Origin of the sequence: Halospina sp. K52047b (assembly GCF_008709855.1) — a bacterium.
Taxonomy (GTDB): Bacteria; Pseudomonadota; Gammaproteobacteria; order Pseudomonadales; family Oleiphilaceae; genus Halospina; species Halospina utahensis_B.
Window position 1 is genome coordinate 306,999 of the sequence record NZ_VYJH01000001.1, and the last position, 19,065, is coordinate 326,063.

The 19,065-nt window shown below is 59.6% G+C and carries 18 protein-coding genes and 1 tRNA gene; 14 read left to right on the top strand and 5 right to left on the bottom strand.

What is annotated here, in order from left to right; translation table 11 throughout:
* Positions 1 to 108 precede the first annotated feature (108 nt).
* From purC to F3089_RS01530, 3 genes are read left to right on the top strand one after another with little or no spacing between them, the layout of a single operon-like run.
* Positions 109 to 828 (top strand): phosphoribosylaminoimidazolesuccinocarboxamide synthase, encoded by a 720-nt coding sequence (gene purC, locus F3089_RS01520; RefSeq protein WP_151439087.1) that lies wholly within the window; start codon positions 109 to 111, stop codon positions 826 to 828.
* A 58-nt stretch (positions 829 to 886) separates the two neighbouring features.
* Positions 887 to 1,636 carry a TIGR04219 family outer membrane beta-barrel protein gene (locus F3089_RS01525; protein WP_192497241.1) on the top strand — a complete coding sequence of 250 codons (750 nt, stop codon included), beginning with the start codon at positions 887 to 889 and terminating at the stop codon, positions 1,634 to 1,636.
* 15 nt (positions 1,637 to 1,651) lie between these two features.
* Positions 1,652 to 2,659 carry an NAD-dependent epimerase gene (locus F3089_RS01530; protein WP_151439089.1) on the top strand — a complete coding sequence of 336 codons (1,008 nt, stop codon included), beginning with the start codon at positions 1,652 to 1,654 and terminating at the stop codon, positions 2,657 to 2,659.
* 5 nt (positions 2,660 to 2,664) lie between these two features.
* Here F3089_RS01530 and F3089_RS01535 read toward each other — a convergent pair whose 3' ends face one another.
* Entirely contained in the window at positions 2,665 to 4,200 is a 1,536-nt protein-coding gene (locus F3089_RS01535) for an SLC13 family permease (protein ID WP_225741635.1), read from the bottom strand.
* A gap of 86 nt (positions 4,201 to 4,286) precedes the next feature.
* Here F3089_RS01535 and F3089_RS01540 point away from each other — a divergent pair.
* Both F3089_RS01540 and F3089_RS01545 read left to right on the top strand, forming a co-directional pair.
* Positions 4,287 to 4,363: transfer RNA gene (locus tag F3089_RS01540), tRNA-Val, on the top strand.
* Between the two features lie 304 nt (positions 4,364 to 4,667).
* On the top strand, positions 4,668 to 6,110 hold the full coding sequence (locus F3089_RS01545) for a M20 family metallopeptidase (protein WP_225741636.1): 1,443 nt from the start codon (positions 4,668 to 4,670) through the stop codon (positions 6,108 to 6,110).
* Between the two features lie 186 nt (positions 6,111 to 6,296).
* Here the strand turns inward: F3089_RS01545 and F3089_RS01550 are convergent, their stop codons facing one another.
* The gene (locus F3089_RS01550; RefSeq protein WP_151439090.1) at positions 6,297 to 7,145 is read right to left on the bottom strand and encodes an SAM-dependent methyltransferase; all 849 of its coding nucleotides are present in this window, start codon (positions 7,143 to 7,145) and stop codon (positions 6,297 to 6,299) included.
* A gap of 75 nt (positions 7,146 to 7,220) precedes the next feature.
* Positions 7,221 to 7,991 (bottom strand): class I SAM-dependent methyltransferase, encoded by a 771-nt coding sequence (locus F3089_RS01555; protein ID WP_151439091.1) that lies wholly within the window; start codon positions 7,989 to 7,991, stop codon positions 7,221 to 7,223.
* Between the two features lie 150 nt (positions 7,992 to 8,141).
* Between F3089_RS01555 and F3089_RS01560 the strand changes: the two genes are divergently transcribed.
* The 3 genes from F3089_RS01560 (at position 8,142) to F3089_RS01570 (ending at position 10,784) form a co-directional block, all read left to right on the top strand.
* Complete coding sequence (locus F3089_RS01560) at positions 8,142 to 9,581, top strand: aminotransferase-like domain-containing protein (protein WP_151439092.1); 1,440 nt, start codon at positions 8,142 to 8,144, stop codon at positions 9,579 to 9,581.
* Positions 9,582 to 9,709: 128 nt separating this feature from the next.
* Positions 9,710 to 10,096, top strand: coding sequence for an antitoxin Xre-like helix-turn-helix domain-containing protein (locus F3089_RS01565; RefSeq protein ID WP_225741637.1), 387 nt, complete (start codon positions 9,710 to 9,712; stop codon positions 10,094 to 10,096).
* Positions 10,086 to 10,784, top strand: a complete 699-nt coding sequence (locus tag F3089_RS01570) for an RES family NAD+ phosphorylase (protein ID WP_225741638.1) — start codon at positions 10,086 to 10,088, stop codon at positions 10,782 to 10,784. Before F3089_RS01565 ends, F3089_RS01570 begins: the two co-directional genes overlap by 11 nt.
* 470 nt (positions 10,785 to 11,254) lie before the next feature.
* Here the strand turns inward: F3089_RS01570 and F3089_RS01575 are convergent, their stop codons facing one another.
* The gene (locus tag F3089_RS01575) at positions 11,255 to 12,154 is read right to left on the bottom strand and encodes a LysR family transcriptional regulator (RefSeq protein ID WP_151439094.1); all 900 of its coding nucleotides are present in this window, start codon (positions 12,152 to 12,154) and stop codon (positions 11,255 to 11,257) included.
* Between the two features lie 162 nt (positions 12,155 to 12,316).
* Between F3089_RS01575 and F3089_RS01580 the strand changes: the two genes are divergently transcribed.
* From F3089_RS01580 to F3089_RS01605, 6 genes are all read left to right on the top strand, one after another.
* Positions 12,317 to 12,772: a DoxX family protein gene (locus tag F3089_RS01580; RefSeq protein WP_151439095.1), complete on the top strand. Its 456-nt coding sequence runs from the start codon at positions 12,317 to 12,319 to the stop codon at positions 12,770 to 12,772.
* Positions 12,773 to 12,879: 107 nt separating this feature from the next.
* On the top strand, positions 12,880 to 13,827 hold the full coding sequence (locus F3089_RS01585) for a glutathione S-transferase family protein (RefSeq protein WP_151439096.1): 948 nt from the start codon (positions 12,880 to 12,882) through the stop codon (positions 13,825 to 13,827).
* Positions 13,828 to 13,848: 21 nt separating this feature from the next.
* Entirely contained in the window at positions 13,849 to 14,676 is an 828-nt protein-coding gene (locus F3089_RS01590) for a DODA-type extradiol aromatic ring-opening family dioxygenase (RefSeq protein ID WP_151439097.1), read from the top strand.
* Positions 14,677 to 14,871: 195 nt separating this feature from the next.
* On the top strand, positions 14,872 to 15,930 hold the full coding sequence (locus F3089_RS01595) for a flavin monoamine oxidase family protein (protein ID WP_151439098.1): 1,059 nt from the start codon (positions 14,872 to 14,874) through the stop codon (positions 15,928 to 15,930).
* 30 nt (positions 15,931 to 15,960) lie between these two features.
* A complete protein-coding gene (locus F3089_RS01600) occupies positions 15,961 to 16,512 on the top strand; it encodes a DUF2058 domain-containing protein (RefSeq protein ID WP_151439099.1) in 552 nt (183 codons plus the stop codon).
* Between the two features lie 197 nt (positions 16,513 to 16,709).
* Positions 16,710 to 18,812, top strand: coding sequence for a putative bifunctional diguanylate cyclase/phosphodiesterase (locus F3089_RS01605; RefSeq protein WP_192497242.1), 2,103 nt, complete (start codon positions 16,710 to 16,712; stop codon positions 18,810 to 18,812).
* 18 nt (positions 18,813 to 18,830) lie between these two features.
* Here the strand turns inward: F3089_RS01605 and F3089_RS01610 are convergent, their stop codons facing one another.
* On the bottom strand, positions 18,831 to 19,052 hold the full coding sequence (locus tag F3089_RS01610) for a hypothetical protein (protein ID WP_151439101.1): 222 nt from the start codon (positions 19,050 to 19,052) through the stop codon (positions 18,831 to 18,833).
* Positions 19,053 to 19,065: the final 13 nt, after the last annotated feature.

Consider the following 19,065-nt stretch of genomic DNA (forward strand, 5'->3'; position numbering starts at 1 on the left):
AGCGGTTACACGCATTGAGCAATCATGGCGTCGACTGGCGCTGATCGGCTATCATTCGCGCGTTCAGGGTCGGGTGCCGGCCCCGCAACCGCAATCTGGGAGAGCGTGATGGAAAAAGGCAGCGAACTCTACGCTGGCAAGGCGAAATCCGTATACCGGACGGACGATCCGGAGCGTTTCATACTGGCGTTCCGGGATGATACGTCCGCCTTCGACGGTGAAAAGGTCGCCCAGCTTGATCGCAAGGGGCGGGTTAATAACCTGTTCAATGCCTTCATCATGCAGAAGCTGGAGGACGCGGGCATTCCCACCCATTTCGAGCGTGTCCTGGCGCCCAATGAATCCCTGGTGCGTAACCTTGAGATGCTGCCGGTGGAGTGCGTGGTACGCAATTACGCTGCGGGCAGCCTGTGCCGGCGCCTCGGGGTCCAGGAAGGCCAGGAACTGTTGCCGCCGACCTTTGAGCTGTTTCTCAAGGACGACGCCCTCCACGACCCCATGATCAATGAATCCCTCGCGGAGACCTTTGGCTGGGCCCAGGCGGACGAGCTCAGGGAGATGAAGGAACTCACCTACGCGGTGAATCGTGTGCTCAAGCAGCTGTTCCTGGACGCGGGGATGCTGCTGGTTGATTACAAGCTGGAGTTCGGGCGTGCTGGCGGCGGTCTGGTGCTGGGTGACGAGTTCAGCCCGGACGGTTGCCGCATCTGGGATGCCGAAACCCGCCGTAAGATGGATAAGGACCGCTTCCGCCAGGACCTCGGTGATGTCATCGAAACCTATGAGGAAGTGGGGCGGCGCCTGGGGATCGACTTTGAAAGTGTCTGACTTCAGGTCGATACTGGGTGTGACTTTCTTCAAACGCCGACAGCAAGAGGATTCCGCAATGAAGACAACAACAAAAGCCGCTCTCGGTGCCCTGCTGATGACCAGTGCCGGCGCCGCCAATGCCGTGGTACCGCTGGTCGACGTGGATGTGACGGCAGGTTACTGGAATGCGGATGCGTCCGGGACTCTCCAGTCAGGAGGCGATCCGATCGATGTGGAGAATGACCTCGGTTACGACAGCGAGGGGCACAATAACTTCTCCATCCGTTTTGCCCATCCAGTTCCGGTGATTCCGAATCTGCGGCTGCGGTATAACGATATCGAGCACAAGGGTCAGGGAAAGATTGCCGAACAGTTTGAGGGGACAACCTACACCGGAGATGTCAGCAGTCGGGCCGACCTTACGCACTATGATTACACTGCGTTCTATACGGCACCTATCCCTGTTGTAACTCTGGATCTGGGTTTGAACGTAAAGCACTTCGATGGCGAGGTGTTCATTGAAGGGGATACGCCCACAGGCAACGAGACAGAAAGGGTCGAGGTGGATGAATTCCTCCCCATGGGCCACGTCCGAGCTGATGTGGATCTCCCCCTGACCGGCCTTGGCGCGGGCGCGGAGCTCAACTACATCTCCTATGACGGCGACTCGGCCACCGATGTGGAAGGCTACATCAGCTATAACGCTGATCCGGTCTATATTCAGGGCGGTTACCGCCAGTTTGATGTGGATGTGGACGCCTCCGGCGATCTCAACGTGGACACCGAGCTGAGCGGCCCCTTCGTACGCCTCGGCGTCGGCTTTTAATCAGGGAGAACGGAATTGCGGATACTGGTAACGGGAACGGCCGGGTTCATCGGCTCACACGTGGCCCATCGCTTGCTGGATCGCGGCGATGAGGTCATCGGCGTGGACAATGTCAATGACTATTACGACGTGTCCCTCAAGGAAGCCCGGCTGGCCCGGCTGACGCGCCGTGAAGGGTTCACGGAGGAGCGCCTGGACATCGCGGACCGCGAGGGCATGGCCCGGCTATTCAGCGAGTACCAGCCGCAACGGGTGGTGCATCTCGCCGCCCAGGCCGGTGTCCGCTATTCCATCGAGAACCCCAACGCCTATGTGGATGCCAACCTCGTTGGCCACATGAACATCCTTGAAGGGTGTCGCCACAATGGCGTGGAGCATCTGGTCTACGCCTCCAGCAGTTCGGTCTACGGGGCCAACGAGAGCATGCCGTTCTCGGTCCACGACAACGTGGATCATCCGCTCAGTCTCTATGCGGCCTCCAAAAAGGCCAACGAGCTGATGTCGCACACCTACAGCCATCTCTACCGGCTTCCCACCACCGGCCTGCGGTTCTTCACCGTCTACGGGCCCTGGGGCCGGCCGGACATGGCGCTGTTCATCTTCACGAAGCGGATCCTGAACGGCGAACCCATCGACGTGTTCAACCACGGTCATCACCAGCGGGACTTCACCTACATTGATGACATCGTGGAGGGCGTGATCCGCACGCTGGACCACGTGGCCACCCCGAACCCGGAATGGAGTGGGGCGGACCCGGATTCAGGCACCAGCAACGCGCCCTACCGGCTCTACAACATCGGCAGCAACAATCCGGTTGAGCTTTCCCGGTTCATCGAGGTGCTGGAAGAGTGCCTGGGCCGCAAGGCGGAAAAGAACTACCTGCCGATGCAGCCCGGAGACGTACCCGCCACCTATGCCGATGTCCAGGATCTGATCGAGGATGTGGGCTATCGGCCGGAGACCCCAGTGGAAACCGGGATCCGCAACTTCGTGGACTGGTACCGGGACTTCTACCAGGTCTGAACCACTCAGTAGCCGGTGACCCAGCCCAGCACCGGCGCTGCCACCAGCCATACCCAGAGCGCGATCAGCAGAAGTGTGATGCCACTCAGCCAGGCGCCCGCATGGGCCATCTGGCCGACGCTGATGCGTTCGCTGCTGAAGATGATGGCATTCGGCGGCGTGGCGACCGGCAGCATGAACGCGCATGAGGCAGCCATAGCCACAGGCACTGTCAGGTGGATCAGCGACAGATCCTGAGCAAGCGCAAATGAAGCGGTCAGAGGCAGCATGGTCGCGGCCGTGGCGGTGTTGCTGGTGACATGGCTCAACGTCATGATCAACGCCGCCACCGCGAGCATCAGTAGCAGAAGCGGCCAGTCCGCCATCCCGGAAAGCAGTTCCGCGGCCGCGGCTGCCAGGCCACTGGACTCAATGGCCGACCCCAGTGCCAGCCCGCCTCCCACCAGAATCAGGACACCCCAAGGCAGATTGCGTGCCTGCTCCCAGCTCAGCAGAAAGCTCGGGCGGCGCCAGTCGGACGGTATAAGGAACAGCAGCAGGGCGCCGGTGATGGCGATGCCCGCATCCGTGAGCTGTAGCGATTGGAAGAGAGTGTCGAGAAGCGGGCGCGTGAGCCAGGCCAGCGCCACCAGAAGAAACACGACCGCAACCATGACCTGCGGGAGCGTCATTGGGCCGAGGCTGTGGCGTTCCCGGTCCAGCAGGGATTCAAGCCCGTCAATGGGAGTGTGGCCCGGCTGGTAGAGCTTCCGGGTAAGAAGCCACCAGGCGGTCGCCAGCAGCGTGAGCGCCAGAGGTAAGGCAACGGCCATCCAGGAGAGGAAGGTGATATCCAGATTATGGCTGTCCCTCAGATAACCCGCCAGAAGGGCATTGGGCGGCGTACCGATGAGCGTTGCCATGCCCCCGATATTCGCCCCCATTGCGATGCCGAGCAGCAGCGCTACGTTCAGACTCTGATGGTTGTGGTCCTGATCGCTTTCTTCCACCAGAGTCAGCACAGAGAGCCCGATGGGCAGCATGAGTGCGGCGGTGGCGGTATTGCTGACCCACATGCTGAGAAGGGCCGTTGCCGTCATGAAGCCGCCAACAACGCGATCCGGGCGGGTTCCTGAGAGACTGAGAACGAGCAGTGCCAGACGCCGGTGGAGATTCCAGCGCTGGATGCCCTCCGCCAGCAGGAAGCCACCCAGGAAGAGGAACACCAGAGGGTTGGCATAGGAAGCCGCCGCCTGATCAATGGGGGCCACATTCATCAGGGGAATCAGGGCAACAGGCAGCAGGGCGGTAACGGCAATGGGCAACGCCTCGGTCACCCACCAGATGGCCATGAGAAGGGTCAGTGCGAGCACGCGCCAGCTGGCCATATCCATGGAATCCGGCGGCCCCGCGATGAGCAGACCCGCGAACACCAGCGGACCGAGCACAAACCCCAGCTGCAATCGCCAGTGACTGAGCCGCGCCAGAAGCGTGGGTTCCGTGGAGGTGAGGGCCGTTTCAGAGCGTGAGAACCAGTGTTTCATGGCGCCATTGAAGCGCATCACACCGCCGGATGCCAGCGCAATCAGCCGTCATGGTTGACCAGCTCGGGCCGGATCGCTATATTACGCACCCTGTCGCGCACAGCAGGACCGTAGCTCAGTTGGTTAGAGCGCTGCCTTGACATGGCAGAGGTCGGCGGTTCGAATCCGCCCGGTCCTACCATTTGATTCCCTCCCCCTCCGTTTTCAGTTCGATCCCGCTGACTGACGCCTATAACAGGTTATATCGCGTATTCATTCATGGCTCGCTGGGCCAGGTGGCCTAACGACTGTCACCCTGATCGGAAGTGGCGAGTGTGTTCAGGCATACGTCTATGTGCTGAAGGCGGCTGATCAGGATCCTGCCCAGGTTTGACAACCTTCGATTTCCCTGTCTAAGTAGAAATGCGAACAGATCGTCGTAATACGAACAAATTACAGTTGAGAACGGCATGTCAGAAACACAGCACGTTTAGAAGGGGACAACCATGAGAGTGGCTTTCCGAACACTTGACTACGTGGAAGACATCACCTCGAAGGGCCGGTGTAAGTATCAGGCATACGCCTTTTGGAACGGAATGGCCAGGCGCTTTTCCATCCCGGCAATGCTGCTCGCTCTGCTAGTCCTGTTCTGTGTACCATCCGCGATCGCCCAGAATACCCCTGGTAACCAGACCGCTCTGCCCGGGCCGTCGGAAGATCTGCTCGGTCAGCTGGAGGGAATCTACAAGGACCTTCATGCCAATCCCGAGTTGGCGTTCCAGGAGGAGCGCACTGCCGGTATTGCCGCTGATTGGCTGAACGATTATGGGTATGAGGTAACGGAGGAGGTTGGCCGAACGGGGGTGGTTGGCGTCCTGCGTAACGGCGACGGCCCCACGGTGTTACTTCGTGCCGACATGGATGCCTTGCCGATGGCTGAGAACACAGGCCTGCCTTACGCCAGCGACAAGACCGTAACCAGAGAGTCCGGACAGACAACCCCGGTTGCACACTCCTGTGGCCATGACATGCACGTGACCTGGCTGATGGGGGCGGCACGCATCCTCGCTGAGAACACAGATCAGTGGAATGGAACGGTGCTGGCCGTATTTCAGCCAGCGGAGGAAACCGGCGAAGGGGCTCGCGCCATGATCGAAGATGGCATGGTCGACCGGTTCCCGGCACCGGACGTGGTGCTGGGCCAGCACGTACTGCCTATGCCCGCGGGTCAGGTGGGAACGCGGTCCGGGGCTTTTTTGTCCATGTCGGACACAATGGAGGTGACCCTTTTCGGGCGCGGTGGCCACGGTTCATCACCTGGGACAACAGTGGATCCGGTGGTGATGGGAGCCGCCTCCGTGATGCGCCTGCAGAGCGTTGTCTCGCGTGAGATTGGGATGAGCGACGATGCCGTGGTCACGGTTGGCTCGCTCCAGGCCGGAAGCAAGGCGAACATTATCCCCGAAAAGGCGGTTCTCAAGATCAATACCCGCACGTATGACGAGCAGGTGCGCGAAACCGTGCTGTCTTCGATCAAACGCATCATCAGGGCCGAGGCAACTGCATCAGGGGCACCCAAGCCGCCTGCCTTCGATATGCAGGGGCACTTCCCTCTGACCCTCAATGATGACGAGGCGACACGCAAAGTGGTGGATGCTGTCGATGCTCGTCTTGATGGGCAGAGTGTGAAAACAATCGGGCGCCAGTCCGCAAGCGAGGATTTCAGTGTCTTCGCCCGCGCGTGGGACGTGCCTTCAGTATACTGGGCTGTTGGTGGCATCGACCGGGAAAGCTATGCCAAAGCCAGAAAAGCAGGTGAGATGAACGAACTTCCTTCCAACCATTCGCCCGAATTTGCGCCGGTCATTGATCCTACCCTGCGAGTCGGCGTCGAGGCGATGCTCGCCGCGGCTGGATCCTGGTTGACGTCCCCTGACGAGGAGCCCTGACGTTGGGCAGTGGGCTCGCGGAACAGGGCTGCGAGCCGCATCTGCGTTTTAACATCCCAAACTCCAGTCTGCCGCTCTTCTGCATGGAGCGGCTCATCACCTGTCCGACCACTGGAAGAAGGCCCGACCGCAGCTGTTTCAGCATGTCCATGGAGAGGGCATCGCGCCGCTCGGTGTCATCCAGGGTCAGGCGCAGGATGCCTTGGCCGCCTGTTTTTCGGCGACGTAGTACACCCAGCCGATGCTGTCGGCCTCGGCCTGGTCCACCCAGAACTGCAGGGCCTGCGAGGTGGCGTCGACCACGTCCCGGCCCACACGGTGCTCGAATTCCACGCGTCGACGTTCCAGTTCGGACCGTACCCAACCGTAGGACAGCGCGACATTGAGCGACCAGTCCTCGTGGCGCTGGATGGTAAAGCCGAGGTTGGTCAGGGCGTGCTCGTAATCGCTGTCGTCCCACATCTCGGGCGCGCCCACGCGCTCATAGATGCGACGGCGGTCGGTCTCCGGTGTCCCCTTGCGGACCAGAAGTTCTGAGAAAACCAGCTTGCCGCCGGGCTTGAGGACACGATAGGCTTCCTGCAACACCTTGTACTTATCGGCGGCATGCAGGAAAGCCTCCTGTGACCAGTAGACGGAGAAGCTCTCCGCTTCGTGGGGCAGGGCATGGAAGTCCGCCCAGGCGAAATCGACCCTGCTGTCGAGGCCCGCTTCGCGGGTGAGTTCACGACCCCATTCGAGTTCCTTTTCGGAAATGTTGGTCGCAAGCACGGAGCAGCCGTACTCGCGCGCCAGGTAACGCGCCATGGCGCCATAGCCGCAACCCACATCGAGCACCCGGTCGCCGGCACTGAGGCCCAGGTTTTCGCTCATGGTGCGGTTGGTGCGCTCCATGGCCGTGGGCAGATCCTCGTTCGTGTCCGCGAACAGGCCCATGTGGATGTTCTCGCCCCAGATGTCCTTGTAGATGGCATTGGCGGCGCCGTCGTAGTAGTCGCGCGTCTTCGCCACCACGTCTTCAATTGCAGTGTTCATGGTTGTCCTCCGGATTGGTCGGATTGACGGAAAGCCCCGGGTGTGGACCCGGGGTGGTCAAAGCGGAAGCTGTGTTCAGGCTTTCGGCTTGAGCGCGATCTGCTGGACGAAATCCACGTCATTGCGGTCAAAGGGCCTCTCGAAATCACCGTACTGCGTCACATTGCTAAAGCCGGTCTGTTCCAGAAGCTCGGACATGTAGTCCTGGCGTAGCGGGAACATGTTGAGCTGGAAGTGCGCGCCGTCGGCGAATCTGTACTCGAAACGCGCCAGCGTTGACGTCAGCTCGGCGGGGTAGGCTTCCACGCCCTTGCCGGTGTAGTAGTGCTCGTGCTTGGAGCTGTAGCCGCCGTCGAGCATGGAGTCATAGTTGCGGTGGTCGATGATGATGATCCCACCGGGGCGCAATACCCTGTAGAAAGCCTGCAGGGCCTGCACGCGGGCCTCGTGCTCGAACAGGTGAGTGAAGGAGTTGCCCAGGCACACCAGGGCGTCAAAGCGTTCCTCGCCCAGTTCCTCATCCAGCTTGACCCAGTCGGCCACCTGGCTGTGCGCGAAGGTCACGCCCATCTTGCTGGCGTTCTCGCGTGTGCGGGCGAGCATGTTCTCCGAGCCGTCGGTGGCGGTCACCTCGAGGCCGGAGCGGACCAGATTGATGCTGTTGAAGCCGGTGCCGCTGGCGACATCCACTACGTTGCTCGCGCCGGCCTCCTTTAGCAGCTTCTCGTAGAAGCCGCCCTCGGATGCGGTACGGCCTTCCCAGCCCACAAGGTCGTCCCAGTAATCGACGAAGTCGGGTGTGTACTGGCCGTATTGATTGCCGGTTCCGAGATTCTGAATAGTCATCTTACCTCCGTTGGTTTCGACGGTCCGTCCGTCAACGAGGTGTAGTCTGGCGGTGATCCGGTTATCATTACAGATTCAATGGACGAGTGATGTATCGGTACAGTTTTGTATTTAAACCAACTGTACCGATTGAAGGGGGCGGTAACTGCCATGAATGATGCAACGGAACCCTGGCGCTACGAGACGGTGGCAAATGCACTGGAAGCCCAGATCGAGGCGGGAACCTGGGGTGCCGGCGCGCGACTGCCGGGAATGCGCAAGCTGGCGACCCAGTTCGGAGTCAGTGTTTCCACCATCGTCTCCGCTGAGCAGCTGCTGGAGGATCGGGGGGTGATCGAGGCGCGCCCGCGTTCAGGCTACTACGTGCGCGAACTACCATGGCAGCCACCCGAGGCGCCGGAACGATCCACGCCCGAGAGCGCCCCCACGGCGGTGACCGGGCAGGAGTTGGTGTTGCAGGTGGTCAAGGCGGCCAACGCGCCGGACCAGGTACGCTTGGGCGCGGCGGTGCCTGACGCCAGTTTTCTGCCCGCGCATGCGCTTCAGCGCTGTTTCGCCGGGGTGGCGAGGAACTGGGGCGATCGTGCTCTGGAATACGCCTTTCCGCCTGGACCGCCGGAGTTGCGCCAGCAGATCGCCCAGCGCATGGCCGATGCCGGCTGCCAGCACGCGCCCGAGGAGATCATCATCACCAATGGAGCCCAGGAGGCTCTTGCCCTGTCATTGCGGGTTGTGGCCAATCCCGGTGATGTGATCGCGATTGAGTCACCGACTTTCTACGGCCTTCTCCAGACCATCGAGGCCCAGGGGCTGCGCACGCTGGAGATTCCCACGGATCCCGACGAGGGCATTGCGCCCGAGGCGCTGGCTCTGGCGCTCGATCAATGGCCAGTCGCCGCCGTTATGGTGATGCCCAACTTCGGCAACCCTCTGGGGCACTGTGCGTCGGAGGAGCGCAAGCAGGCTCTGGTGGAGCTCTGCGAGGCCCGGCAGGTACCGCTGATCGAGGACGATGTCTACGGCGATCTCAGCTTCGAGGCACCGCGCCCCTGGGCGGCCAAGGCGTATGAAACCAGTGGTGGGGTGCTCTACTGTGGTTCTTTTTCCAAGACGCTCTCGCCCGGGCTGCGTCTGGGGTGGGCTGTGCCCGGGCGTTTCCATGAGCGGTTGGAGTACCTCAAGTACGCCCACAGTGCGGCCACCCCCGCCTGGCCCGGCTTTGCCGTGACGGATTTGCTGGAACGCGGGGGCTATGATCGCTACCTGCGTCGCGTGCGCAGCGACTATGCACGGGCGGTGGAGGCCATGCGCCGGGCCGTGGCACGCTACTTTCCGGCAGGCACCCGGACGACCCGGCCCGTGGGTGGCTTCGTGCTCTGGGTGGAACTCCCCGAGAGCGTCGACGCCATCCAGCTCTACCGTCGAGCGCTTGCGGAGCGTATCAGTATTGCCGCCGGGCCCATGTTTTCCCCGACGGGCAGGTTCCAGCGCTGTATTCGGCTCAATTGCGCCCAACCCCGGGATGCGCGTCTGGAACGTGCTCTGGCTCGCCTTGGAGAGCTTGCCGGTGATCTGGCCTCAGCGGTCTGAATCAGTTCCATGAAGGAGGTTGTTATCCTCTGTTTACGCATTAACGATTGTTTGGTCGGGTAATTCGATAAATCGATCATGTGGTGGTAGTCTGGCAACTACAGTTCATGTGCCGATCGGGTAACGACATGCAACAGATGACAGCGGAAAAACAACGCGAGCTTGGCGCAGCAGGTCTGCGCGCCTATCCCAATGTGGCACGGGCATGGGGTTTGACGGAATCGCAGGCTGCGCGGTTGCTGGGGACTCCAGAGAGTACCTATCGGCGCTGGAAACGCCAGCCTGAGCGCGCAAGCTTGGATGTCAATCATCTTGAGCGGTTGTCGTTAATCCTTGGGATCTACAAGAATCTGCATATTCTGCTCCCGCGTGAGGATGCGGCAGACACTTGGGTAAAGCGCCCCAATAGCAATCCGCTGTTCGAGCAGCAGACGCCACTTGACCGGATGCTGTCGGGGCAGGTCGCTGATCTGGTGGCAGTGCGGCAGCATCTGGATGGTGCCCGTGGCTGGTGAGCTGGATCAGTTCCCGGTATCGCCCGTCCACTGGCCACGCTCTTATCGGATCGTACCCGCGCGCTTTCCGCCTGTTGCCCTGTTTGAAGGAGTTGCGGGCAGTCCCGATGACCTGGATGCCTTGAACGAACTTGAGGGATTGACCTCCAGCCGGCTACGGGAAGAGGCAGGGGAGATCCACCTGATCCAGCAGCAGGATCGGCGGTTCGGTCCGGGATGGTCCCCTGTGATGGCGGCACTGTGCTATCCGCGGGCGAGCCGATTTACCGAGGGCGTTTTCGGCGTCTACTACTGCGCAGATAGCGAGCGTACTGCGGTTGCCGAGACACGCTATCACCGGGAGCGTTTTCTGGCCGAATCCGGCGAGCCGCCGATGGCGATTGAAATGCGCGTCTATATTGCTGAACTCCAGGCTCCGTTGGTTGATCTGCGCTCTGATGCGGACAACGCTGCCCCGTATCTCGATCCGGAGAACTACGCAGCTGCTCGTCACCTCGGCGGAGTGGCTCGCAGCCACGGCCATTTTGGGTTGGTGTATCCCAGCGTAAGGGATCCAGAGGGGGGTGACTGCGCTGCTGTTCTGCGCCCGCCGGCGTTGGGCCCAACCAGGCAGGGAAAGCACTTTGAGTATCGCTGGAACGGGCAGCGCATAACGTCGATTGTCGAGCTCCGTCAGTCCAGCTATTAGAGAATCGATAAGAATCCAGCACACGATCCAGCACACGCAGGAAGTAAAGTGGCGTAAGACGGCGGGTGAACCTCCTGTGTAGGTTAGCTATTCCGGCTTAGAGCTTTATGGAGACGAGGCAACGGTCTCGTTAAGCGATTCACTTGGGGAAATGCCTTTGAAGTTGGCTATGATCCAGTAACCTTTGACTTTTTCGATATTGTTTTGCCGGACTTTGGGATAGGAGGAGAGATCGAGGCCAGTCTAGCCTTTAGCCAACCTGAGTAACTCAGCGGAGAAGGCAAGGCCGGCATGGGGTACGGGTCCGTATCGCTGCTTGGGGAGGTCTCGGCGAGCGGCCTCCACTGGTATGACGAACCAGACTTGCTGAAAACAGCCAATGGATCTGAGCTCAACCTGGCGGTCAGGCGAGCAAGTACTGGCGCAGCCCTATTACTTCAGGCCTTCTAAAAAGGTGAGAAGGGCGCAGCTCAATCCCAGTAAGGGGGATCACCAAAGTAGCCATCGATAAAGTCGATAAAGCTGCGGACCTTGCTCGCCAGCAGCTGTCGGTGGGCATACACCGCATAAAGCGCCATTGGTTCAGGTTCATACTCCGGAAGAATCACCTGCAGCTTGCCTTCCTTGATGGCGGAACCCGAAATAAAGGTGGGTTGAAGGGCAATCCCCGCCCCGGCAATAGCCGCTTCTACCAGCACATCGCCGTTGTTACAGACCAGATCGCTGCTGGGGTCGTGACCACTGCTCTGCAGCCACTGGTGGATTGCCTGACCGCCTTCCTGTTCCAGATAGCTGTAGCGCAGGTAGCGATGGTCCCTGAGATCTTCCGGGCATTGCGGTGTGCCATGGTGCTCCAGGTAAGACGGTGAGGCGCACATCACCAGTCGTGCCGGTGCAATCCGTTTGGCGATCAGCGACGAGCTTCTCAGGTGGCCTACCCGCAACGCGATATCAAACCCTTCCTCCACGATGTCGACCTTGCGGTCGTTCAGTTGCAAATCGATGCCTACCGCGGGATGCGCCCTTTGGAATTCACTCAGTAATGGCGCCATGTGGCGGATGGCAAAGGAGACGGGAGCACTGATGCGCAGCAGTCCCCGGGCTTCGGTTTGCAGGTCACCAAGCTGATTCTCCGCATCATCAATGTCGTTGAGTATCTGCCGGGCTTTGTCGTGATAGCTCGCTCCCGCCTCGGTCAGATGGATCCTGCGGGTGGTGCGGTTGAGCAGGCGTACCCCCAGGTGTTGTTCAAGTTGGGATACATACTTGCTGACCAGTTGCGGGGACATCGCCAGCCGGTCGGCGGCATGAGTGAAGCTGCCTTCACTCACAACGGTGATGAACGCTCGCATGGCATCAATGCGGTCCATGAGATCTCCAGACGGTGAGATTATCTCCGAATAACAACATATCGTTGATAATAAGGAAATGATTGGCGTCTTAGTTTCTTTTCATGGCGATAGTACAGTATCCATATCTTCTGGGGGTGGCTCCGGAAGCAAACTCACAAAGAAAGATTCGAGGTGACACTCATGAATTCCAGATTCGCGCAGACATTGTTCAACTCCAGCGCCGGCGTTGCCGCACTGGTTCTCCGGGTCCCGGTCGGGCTGATTCTGGCCGCCCACGGCGCCCAGAAACTCTTTGGCTGGTTTGGCGGCTATGGGCTGACCGGAACCGGGCAGTGGCTGGCCAGTATTGGCTTGGAACCCGGCTACCTCATGGCCCTGATGGCGGGGAGCGCGGAGTTCTTCGGTGGCCTGGCACTGGTGGTCGGGTTGCTGACCCGCCCGGCAGCCGTGGTTGCGGCCTTTACCATGTTGGTGGCCATTTTCGCGGTGCACATTGGGAATGGTCTGTTCATGGCCAATAACGGTTATGAGTATGCCCTGACGCTGTTTGTGGTCACCCTGACATTGGCGATTCAGGGAGCTGGGCGGTTTGCACTGGATAACCAGCTGCTCAAGCGTTTCGGTGGCGTCAACTGAGGGCCGCAGGTTGTCTTGCGACAAGCCGCTCGCTGGACAGTACGCAGATAACAGCTGGACGGGGTGCTCCGAAAATGGGGACACCTCCAGCCACGGGAGGAAACGCTATGTTGGTTAACGGTGTCTGGCAGGAAAACTGGCAGCCAGTGCAGGCCAAGGACGACGCGGGGCGCTTTGTACGTCAGACCTCTCAGTTCCGGAACTGGGTAACGCCGGATGGTTCGCCCGGGCCTACAGGCTCTGGCGGTTTCAGGGCCGAGAAGGGGCGCTACCACTTGTATGTCGCCTATATCTGTCCCTGGGCCTCCCGGACGCTGGCGGTTCGTGAGCTGAAGGGCTTGCGGGATGTTATCGGGGTCACGGTGGTCAACCCGCGGTTGAGTGATCAGGGCTGGCAGTTCGGGGGGTACCCCGGCGCGGATGAGGATGTGCTCAACGGTGCGCACTACATGCACGAGTTATACACCCGCGCGGATCCTGAGATCTCAGGCCGCGCCACTGTGCCGATGCTCTGGGACAAGCGCACTGGAACCATTGTCAATAATGAGTCCGCAGATATTGTTCGGATGCTGAACAGCGCCTTTGCTTCAATCCTGAACCTGGGGCCTGACCTCTATCCGGATGACCTTGCAACTGAGATTGATGTCCTTAACACCACTATTTACGAGAATCTGAACAACGGGGTCTATCAGGCTGGTTTCGCGTCCACCCAGGAAGCGTACGTTGAAGCCTACAACAAGGTCTTTAAGTCGCTGGACGAACTTGAGTCACGGCTGGCTGATGGTCGGGTCTACCTGTTCGGTGATTGCCTGACGGAAACCGATGTTCGACTGTTCGTGACGCTGGTGCGTTTTGATGCCGCCTACCACGGCCTTTTCAAATGCAACCGTAATACTCTCCGGGACATGCCATATCTGCACCGTTACCTGCGGCGTATCCTTGCGCTGGAGGGGATCAGCAACACGGTGGACCTGGATCATATAAAGGCGGGGTACTATTCCATCAAGGCGTTGAACCCCAGTGGCATTGTGCCCGCAGGGCCCGATCGGATCTGAGGCTACCCAGGAGCGCTTGTCATGAGGAATCCTACAGATGTTCTGTTCATCTCCCATGGTGGCGGCCCGATGCCATTGCTGGGCGACCCAGACCACCAGGAAATGGTGGACCGTCTTACGGACATCGCGTCTACGCTGCGTAAGCCCTCGGCCATACTGGTAATCAGTGCCCATTGGGAGGAAGCGGTGCCGACGGTTACGTCGGGTGCTAACCCGCCGCTGATCTACGATTATTCCGGCTTTCCGCCGGAGGCCTACGAGATCCAGTATCCCGCGTTCGGTGAGCCTGAGCTTGCCCAGAAGGTCTTCCTGGCGCTGGATGAGGCCGGGATTTCCGCGCGGCTCGATAATCAACGGGGCTTCGACCACGGCCTGTTCGTGCCGCTCAAGCTGATGTACCCAAACGCGGATATACCCTGTGTGCAGCTGTCATTGGTGAACAGCCTGGGTGCCAGTGTGCATCTTGAGATGGGGCGTGCGTTACAGGCACTCGACTGCGATGACCTGCTGGTGATCGGCTCTGGCTTCTCCTTCCACAACATGCGTGCATTCTTTGCGCCGAACAGCCCGGACATTCAGGCGCGCAACGAGGCCTTCAACGACTGGCTGGAACAGACCTGTAGCGCCCCAGAGATGGCGGAATCAGAGCGTGCCGACCGTTTGATTCATTGGGAGAGAGCACCCCATGCCCGGTTCTGTCATCCACGTGAGGAGCATCTTCTGCCGCTGCATGTGTGTTATGGACTGGCAGGCAGGGCCAGCGATACACACCTTTCGGCAACGATTCTCGGGAAAAGGTCGGGGATGTTTTACTGGGGGTTGCCAGTACGTAGGGGAGGAAGGGAATAGGTGAGAGGTTCAGTGCCCGGAAAGACGATCTGCTGGTGGTAAAATACAGCACACAAGTTGGTGATTGGGCGTGCTGCAAGGGTCTTTGGGAAAGACCGCCACCATTGTTCGGATGCTATAATAGCGCCACCGTCAATGTAGAGTAGGAGGCCATGTGGACACCGACACAGCGCCTTATTCTGATATCGAGGCCCCATGAACCAGACAGATATCGCCATCGTCGGCGGCGGACTGGCCGGCGTCGCGCTTGCCGAACAGCTTCAGCGCGAAGGCGTGGATTATCAACTCTTTGAAGCTCGCGACCGGCTTGGCGGTCGGATCGAGTCCACAGCCTATGATGGGGCCCGTTTTGATCTGGGGCCTGCCTGGTTCTGGCATATCCAGCCCCGGCTCATGGCCGTCTGCGAGCGACTCGGCGTCGGCGTCTTTGAGCAGTTCAGCAAGGGCGAACTGCTGTTCGAGGATAGTGTAAGACAGGTCCATCGTGGTCTCGGTTTCGCCAGCATGGCCGGTTCTCTCCGCATTGAGGGCGGCGTTTCCGCATTGATTGATGCCTTTGCCCGCGACCTGCCGATGGCCCGGCTGCATCTCGACGCAGCCGTGCAGTCCGTGTCAGATCGGGGCTACCTGCAGTTGAAGAACGGCAGCGTCTGGCAGGCACGACGGATTGTCCTGGCGATTCCGCCGCGTATTGCGGCTCAGCTGTGGTTTGACCCGGAACTCACCGCTGACCAGCAACGACGGCTCACGATGACGCCAACCTGGATGGCCGGACAGGCGAAACTCGTAGCCATCTACGACGAGCCTTTCTGGCGTCAGGATGGTCTGTCGGGTGATGCGATGAGTCAGAGCGGCCCGTTGATGGAAATCCATGACGCCTCACCAGCGGCCGGGCGTCCAGGGGCGTTATTTGGTTTTTTCGGTGTGCCGGCATCGGCGCGCAATGCCAACCGGCAAGCGCTGGTCTCGGCCTCACTGGCGCAGCTGGGGCGCCTGTTTGGCAATCGGGCGGAAGAACCCGTCAGAACCGCTATAAAAGACTGGGCAACGGAACCGGAAACCGCCACCGACGCCGACCAGGCATTTGGCATGGAGCATCCGTCTGCAGAGATCACAGGCAGTATTCAAAGCATCTGGCACGGAAAGGTTCTTTTCGGCGCCTCAGAGATGGCACCCCAATTCGGCGGCTACATGGAAGGCGCCCTGGAACAGGCAGAGCGGATCGCTCAACACCTGCTCGGCGATACAATCTGATCCATCCACTCAACCGGGAGATCTTCAGGAATGCCGTCACTCCAGGACCAATTGCTGAAACAGGGACTGGCCGATGAGAAACAGGCCAAGGCTGTTAAAAAGGAAAAGAAACAGCAGCAGAAGCAGCGTAAGCAGCAGCCCAAGGGGACGCAATCGGTCAACGAAACCCGTGAGCGGGCCCGGCAGGCACGGGAAGAGCAGGCTGCCAGGGATCGGGAACTGAATCGCCAGCGCGAGGAGGAATCGCAACGGCGGGCGGTTCAGGCGCAGATTCGCGAGCTGGTGGAAACCAACCGTTTGAGCCGGGAAGGCGCTGAGACCCCTTATCAGTTCGTGCATAACAGCAAGATCAAGAGGCTGTATGTGGACGAACAGGCCGTGGATGCCCTGGCCCGGGGGCAGTTGGCGGTAGTCTGCCTTGAAGGCACCTACGATGTGGTTCCGGAAAATATCGCCCGCAAGATTCAGGAGCGTGACGAGTCAGTGGTCATTGTTCTCCATCAGCGTTGTAAAGCTAAAGAGGACGATGACGAGGAAGATCCCTACGCGGGGTTCGAGATCCCCGATGACCTGATGTGGTAGTTCCCGCGCCTGACCGCCAGCCCCCCCCCGCTATCCGCACGCTGCGAGGGCAAGGGCCATACCAGCCGCCAGGAGTAAAGCGAGGAGCAGGTACGGCAGTGTCGCAGGGAGGTCTCTCGCATGGAACGCCTGGCTCGAGGGGGGCGTGTATGCCAAGGTGGAATAATCAGTCCCGTCATGCGAGCTTTGATAAAAGAATGGATAAGATTCCGGAACTGTCAGGGACAAATCTGATCGAGGCCGCCTTTCTGGCTCAGGACCAGGCTGTTTTTGTTGTGGGGTGGCAGACGCGCCGTATCTTCGCGGCCAGTGAGGCCGTATACCGTGTTTTCGGCTGGCGGCCGGAAGATCTGCGGGGCTGTACCACGGAACTGCTGCATGTGGATGATGACAGTTTTCGGCGCTTCGGCGAGATATCCGAGAGAATACTCGAGTCGGAAAAGGACACCTTCCATTGCTCCTATCGAATGCGTCGCCGTGACGGCTCCACGTTCGATACAGAGAACATGATCGGTATTATACGGGGAGAGGGCGATGCGCCAGTCGCGGTGGTAAGCGTCGTCTATGAAATTTCGGAGGGACGCTCTTTTAAGCTTCCCACCGAGCATAACCTGGAGCCAAGTTGGTTCGGTGATCGCCTGCCTGGTGGCATATTTCAGCGTGTGCAGCGCCCGGATGGCAGCGTCGTCTATAACTTCATTCACAACGCCCTGGCGGAACAATTTGGGATCGATCCTGGGCAGGGAAGGGTTGATTCGAGCGTCGTTTTGGAGCGTATCCATCCCGAAGATCGGGAGCGGCTCATTGATTCCACGGAGAGGGCCCAGAAAAACCTCTCGTTACTCGATATCGAAGTGAGCGCTTATACCACCAGCGGGGAACTCCGGTGCCTGCGTAGTATTTCACAACCCCGGCGGCTGGATGACGGCTCCACCGTCTGGGATGGCTTGATTCTTGATCTCACCGAACAGCGCTCGGCAGAGAGTCGAGTCCAGCATCTGGTTATGTATGACCGTGTGACCGGGCTGCCGAATGTGGCGACCTTTGAAGAACGCCTTCAGGGCGCGATGACTCATGCCTTAGAGCAGGGCAGCCTGCTGGCGGTCGGCGCGCTGAACGTTAATCGCTTTTATACGGTCAATGAAAGCCTTGGTTTTAAATGCGGGGACGACGCACTACGCAAGGTGGGTGACCGCCTTCAGTCGATGCTCCACGGGAATGACATGGTGGCACGTTATGAAGGCGCTGAATTTTTGTTTCTTGTCCAGGGCCTGGAGACGTGGGAAAGCATTCGAGGGTTGGGGCAAGAGGCTGCAACCCTCTTTGACGTGCCGCTGCAACTGGACGATGGCACCTCTCTGTCTGTATCGGTGAAGGTCGGTCTGTCCGTTTTTCCGGATGATGCCGAAACACCGGATGGGTTGCGCCGGAAGGCCGATCTGGCGTTGCAGCGGGTGCGCAAGGATCCGGACGGGCGTTTCGAGTTCTATTCCGAGGAAATGAGCCGGGCTGTGCTCGACGCGGTTGCGCTGGAAAAGGATCTGAAAGAGGCTGTGCACAACGGTGTTATTGTGCCCCACTATCAGCCTCAATTTGACACGGTCAGCGGCAGCCTCCGCGGCATGGAGGTATTGGCCCGCTGGCCACTGATACAGGGCGGCATGGTGTCGCCCGGTCGCTTCATTCCCCTGGCTGAGGAAACCGGGCTTATCCATCCACTGATGGAACATCTGGTGGAGGCAGTGCTTGGTCAGGTATGGCGCTGGCGTCAGGAAGGTCTTTCGGTGCCGCCGGTGGCGATCAATGTGTCCGCTCACCAGATTCGTCGGCAGGGGTTTTTCGACTGGTTATTTGAACGGCTTGCGCACTACGGTCTGGGCATTGAAGTGTTGACCGTGGAGATCACGGAATCAGCCTTTCTGCTCGATTTTGTGCATGTGCGGTCGATTCTGGACAGTCTTGCGGAGAAGGGGGTGCGTCTGTCCATCGATGACTTTGGCACAGGCTATTCCTCGCTGAGTTATCTGAGCCAGTTGCCCTTCCGGGAACTGAAAATCGACCGGGCTTTTGTCTCGGAAGTCGATTTGAGCCGCCGGCAACAGGCGGTAGTGAAAGGCATTATCGAGCTGGCCCGTGCATTGGAGCTTGAAGTGGTGGCGGAGGGTGTGGAAACGGAAAGTCAGTTGTCCGAGCTCAATGCTCTTGGCTGCGATTCGGTTCAGGGGTTTTATCTGGGGCGCCCCATGGATGCTGCTGCCTTGACGGACCTCTTGCGGGCCATGACATCCCCTGAGTCATAACCGTTCGCGAAGGATCGGTCAGCAGCCCGCTAAAAACCTATAGCTTTCCAGATACTCCGCCGCCTGATCTTCCAGCGGCATTGCTTGCCAAGCGGTCGACTGGATACGCCATGCTTCGTTCAGATCCTCGACTTCCAGTCCTACAGCCACCAGCGCGTTAGAGTCTCCTTCCAGGTAGCGCGCAGCCGCTTGATAAACGGCTTCAGCACCATGTGTATCAATCGCTTGTTCTACCTGCATGGTCATTCCTCTC

Coding starts and splice junctions, on each gene's coding strand:
- purC (WP_151439087.1), top strand. CDS start 109: ATGGAAAAAGGCAGCGAACTCTACGCTGGCAAGGCGAAATCCGTATAC.
- F3089_RS01525 (WP_192497241.1), top strand. CDS start 887: ATGAAGACAACAACAAAAGCCGCTCTCGGTGCCCTGCTGATGACCAGT.
- F3089_RS01535 (WP_225741635.1), bottom strand. CDS start 4,200: ATGCGCTTCAATGGCGCCATGAAACACTGGTTCTCACGCTCTGAAACG.
- F3089_RS01545 (WP_225741636.1), top strand. CDS start 4,668: ATGAGAGTGGCTTTCCGAACACTTGACTACGTGGAAGACATCACCTCG.
- F3089_RS01550 (WP_151439090.1), bottom strand. CDS start 7,145: ATGAACACTGCAATTGAAGACGTGGTGGCGAAGACGCGCGACTACTAC.
- F3089_RS01555 (WP_151439091.1), bottom strand. CDS start 7,991: ATGACTATTCAGAATCTCGGAACCGGCAATCAATACGGCCAGTACACA.
- F3089_RS01560 (WP_151439092.1), top strand. CDS start 8,142: ATGAATGATGCAACGGAACCCTGGCGCTACGAGACGGTGGCAAATGCA.
- F3089_RS01565 (WP_225741637.1), top strand. CDS start 9,710: ATGCAACAGATGACAGCGGAAAAACAACGCGAGCTTGGCGCAGCAGGT.
- F3089_RS01575 (WP_151439094.1), bottom strand. CDS start 12,154: ATGGACCGCATTGATGCCATGCGAGCGTTCATCACCGTTGTGAGTGAA.
- F3089_RS01580 (WP_151439095.1), top strand. CDS start 12,317: ATGAATTCCAGATTCGCGCAGACATTGTTCAACTCCAGCGCCGGCGTT.
- F3089_RS01585 (WP_151439096.1), top strand. CDS start 12,880: ATGTTGGTTAACGGTGTCTGGCAGGAAAACTGGCAGCCAGTGCAGGCC.
- F3089_RS01590 (WP_151439097.1), top strand. CDS start 13,849: ATGAGGAATCCTACAGATGTTCTGTTCATCTCCCATGGTGGCGGCCCG.
- F3089_RS01595 (WP_151439098.1), top strand. CDS start 14,872: ATGAACCAGACAGATATCGCCATCGTCGGCGGCGGACTGGCCGGCGTC.
- F3089_RS01600 (WP_151439099.1), top strand. CDS start 15,961: ATGCCGTCACTCCAGGACCAATTGCTGAAACAGGGACTGGCCGATGAG.
- F3089_RS01605 (WP_192497242.1), top strand. CDS start 16,710: ATGGATAAGATTCCGGAACTGTCAGGGACAAATCTGATCGAGGCCGCC.
- F3089_RS01610 (WP_151439101.1), bottom strand. CDS start 19,052: ATGCAGGTAGAACAAGCGATTGATACACATGGTGCTGAAGCCGTTTAT.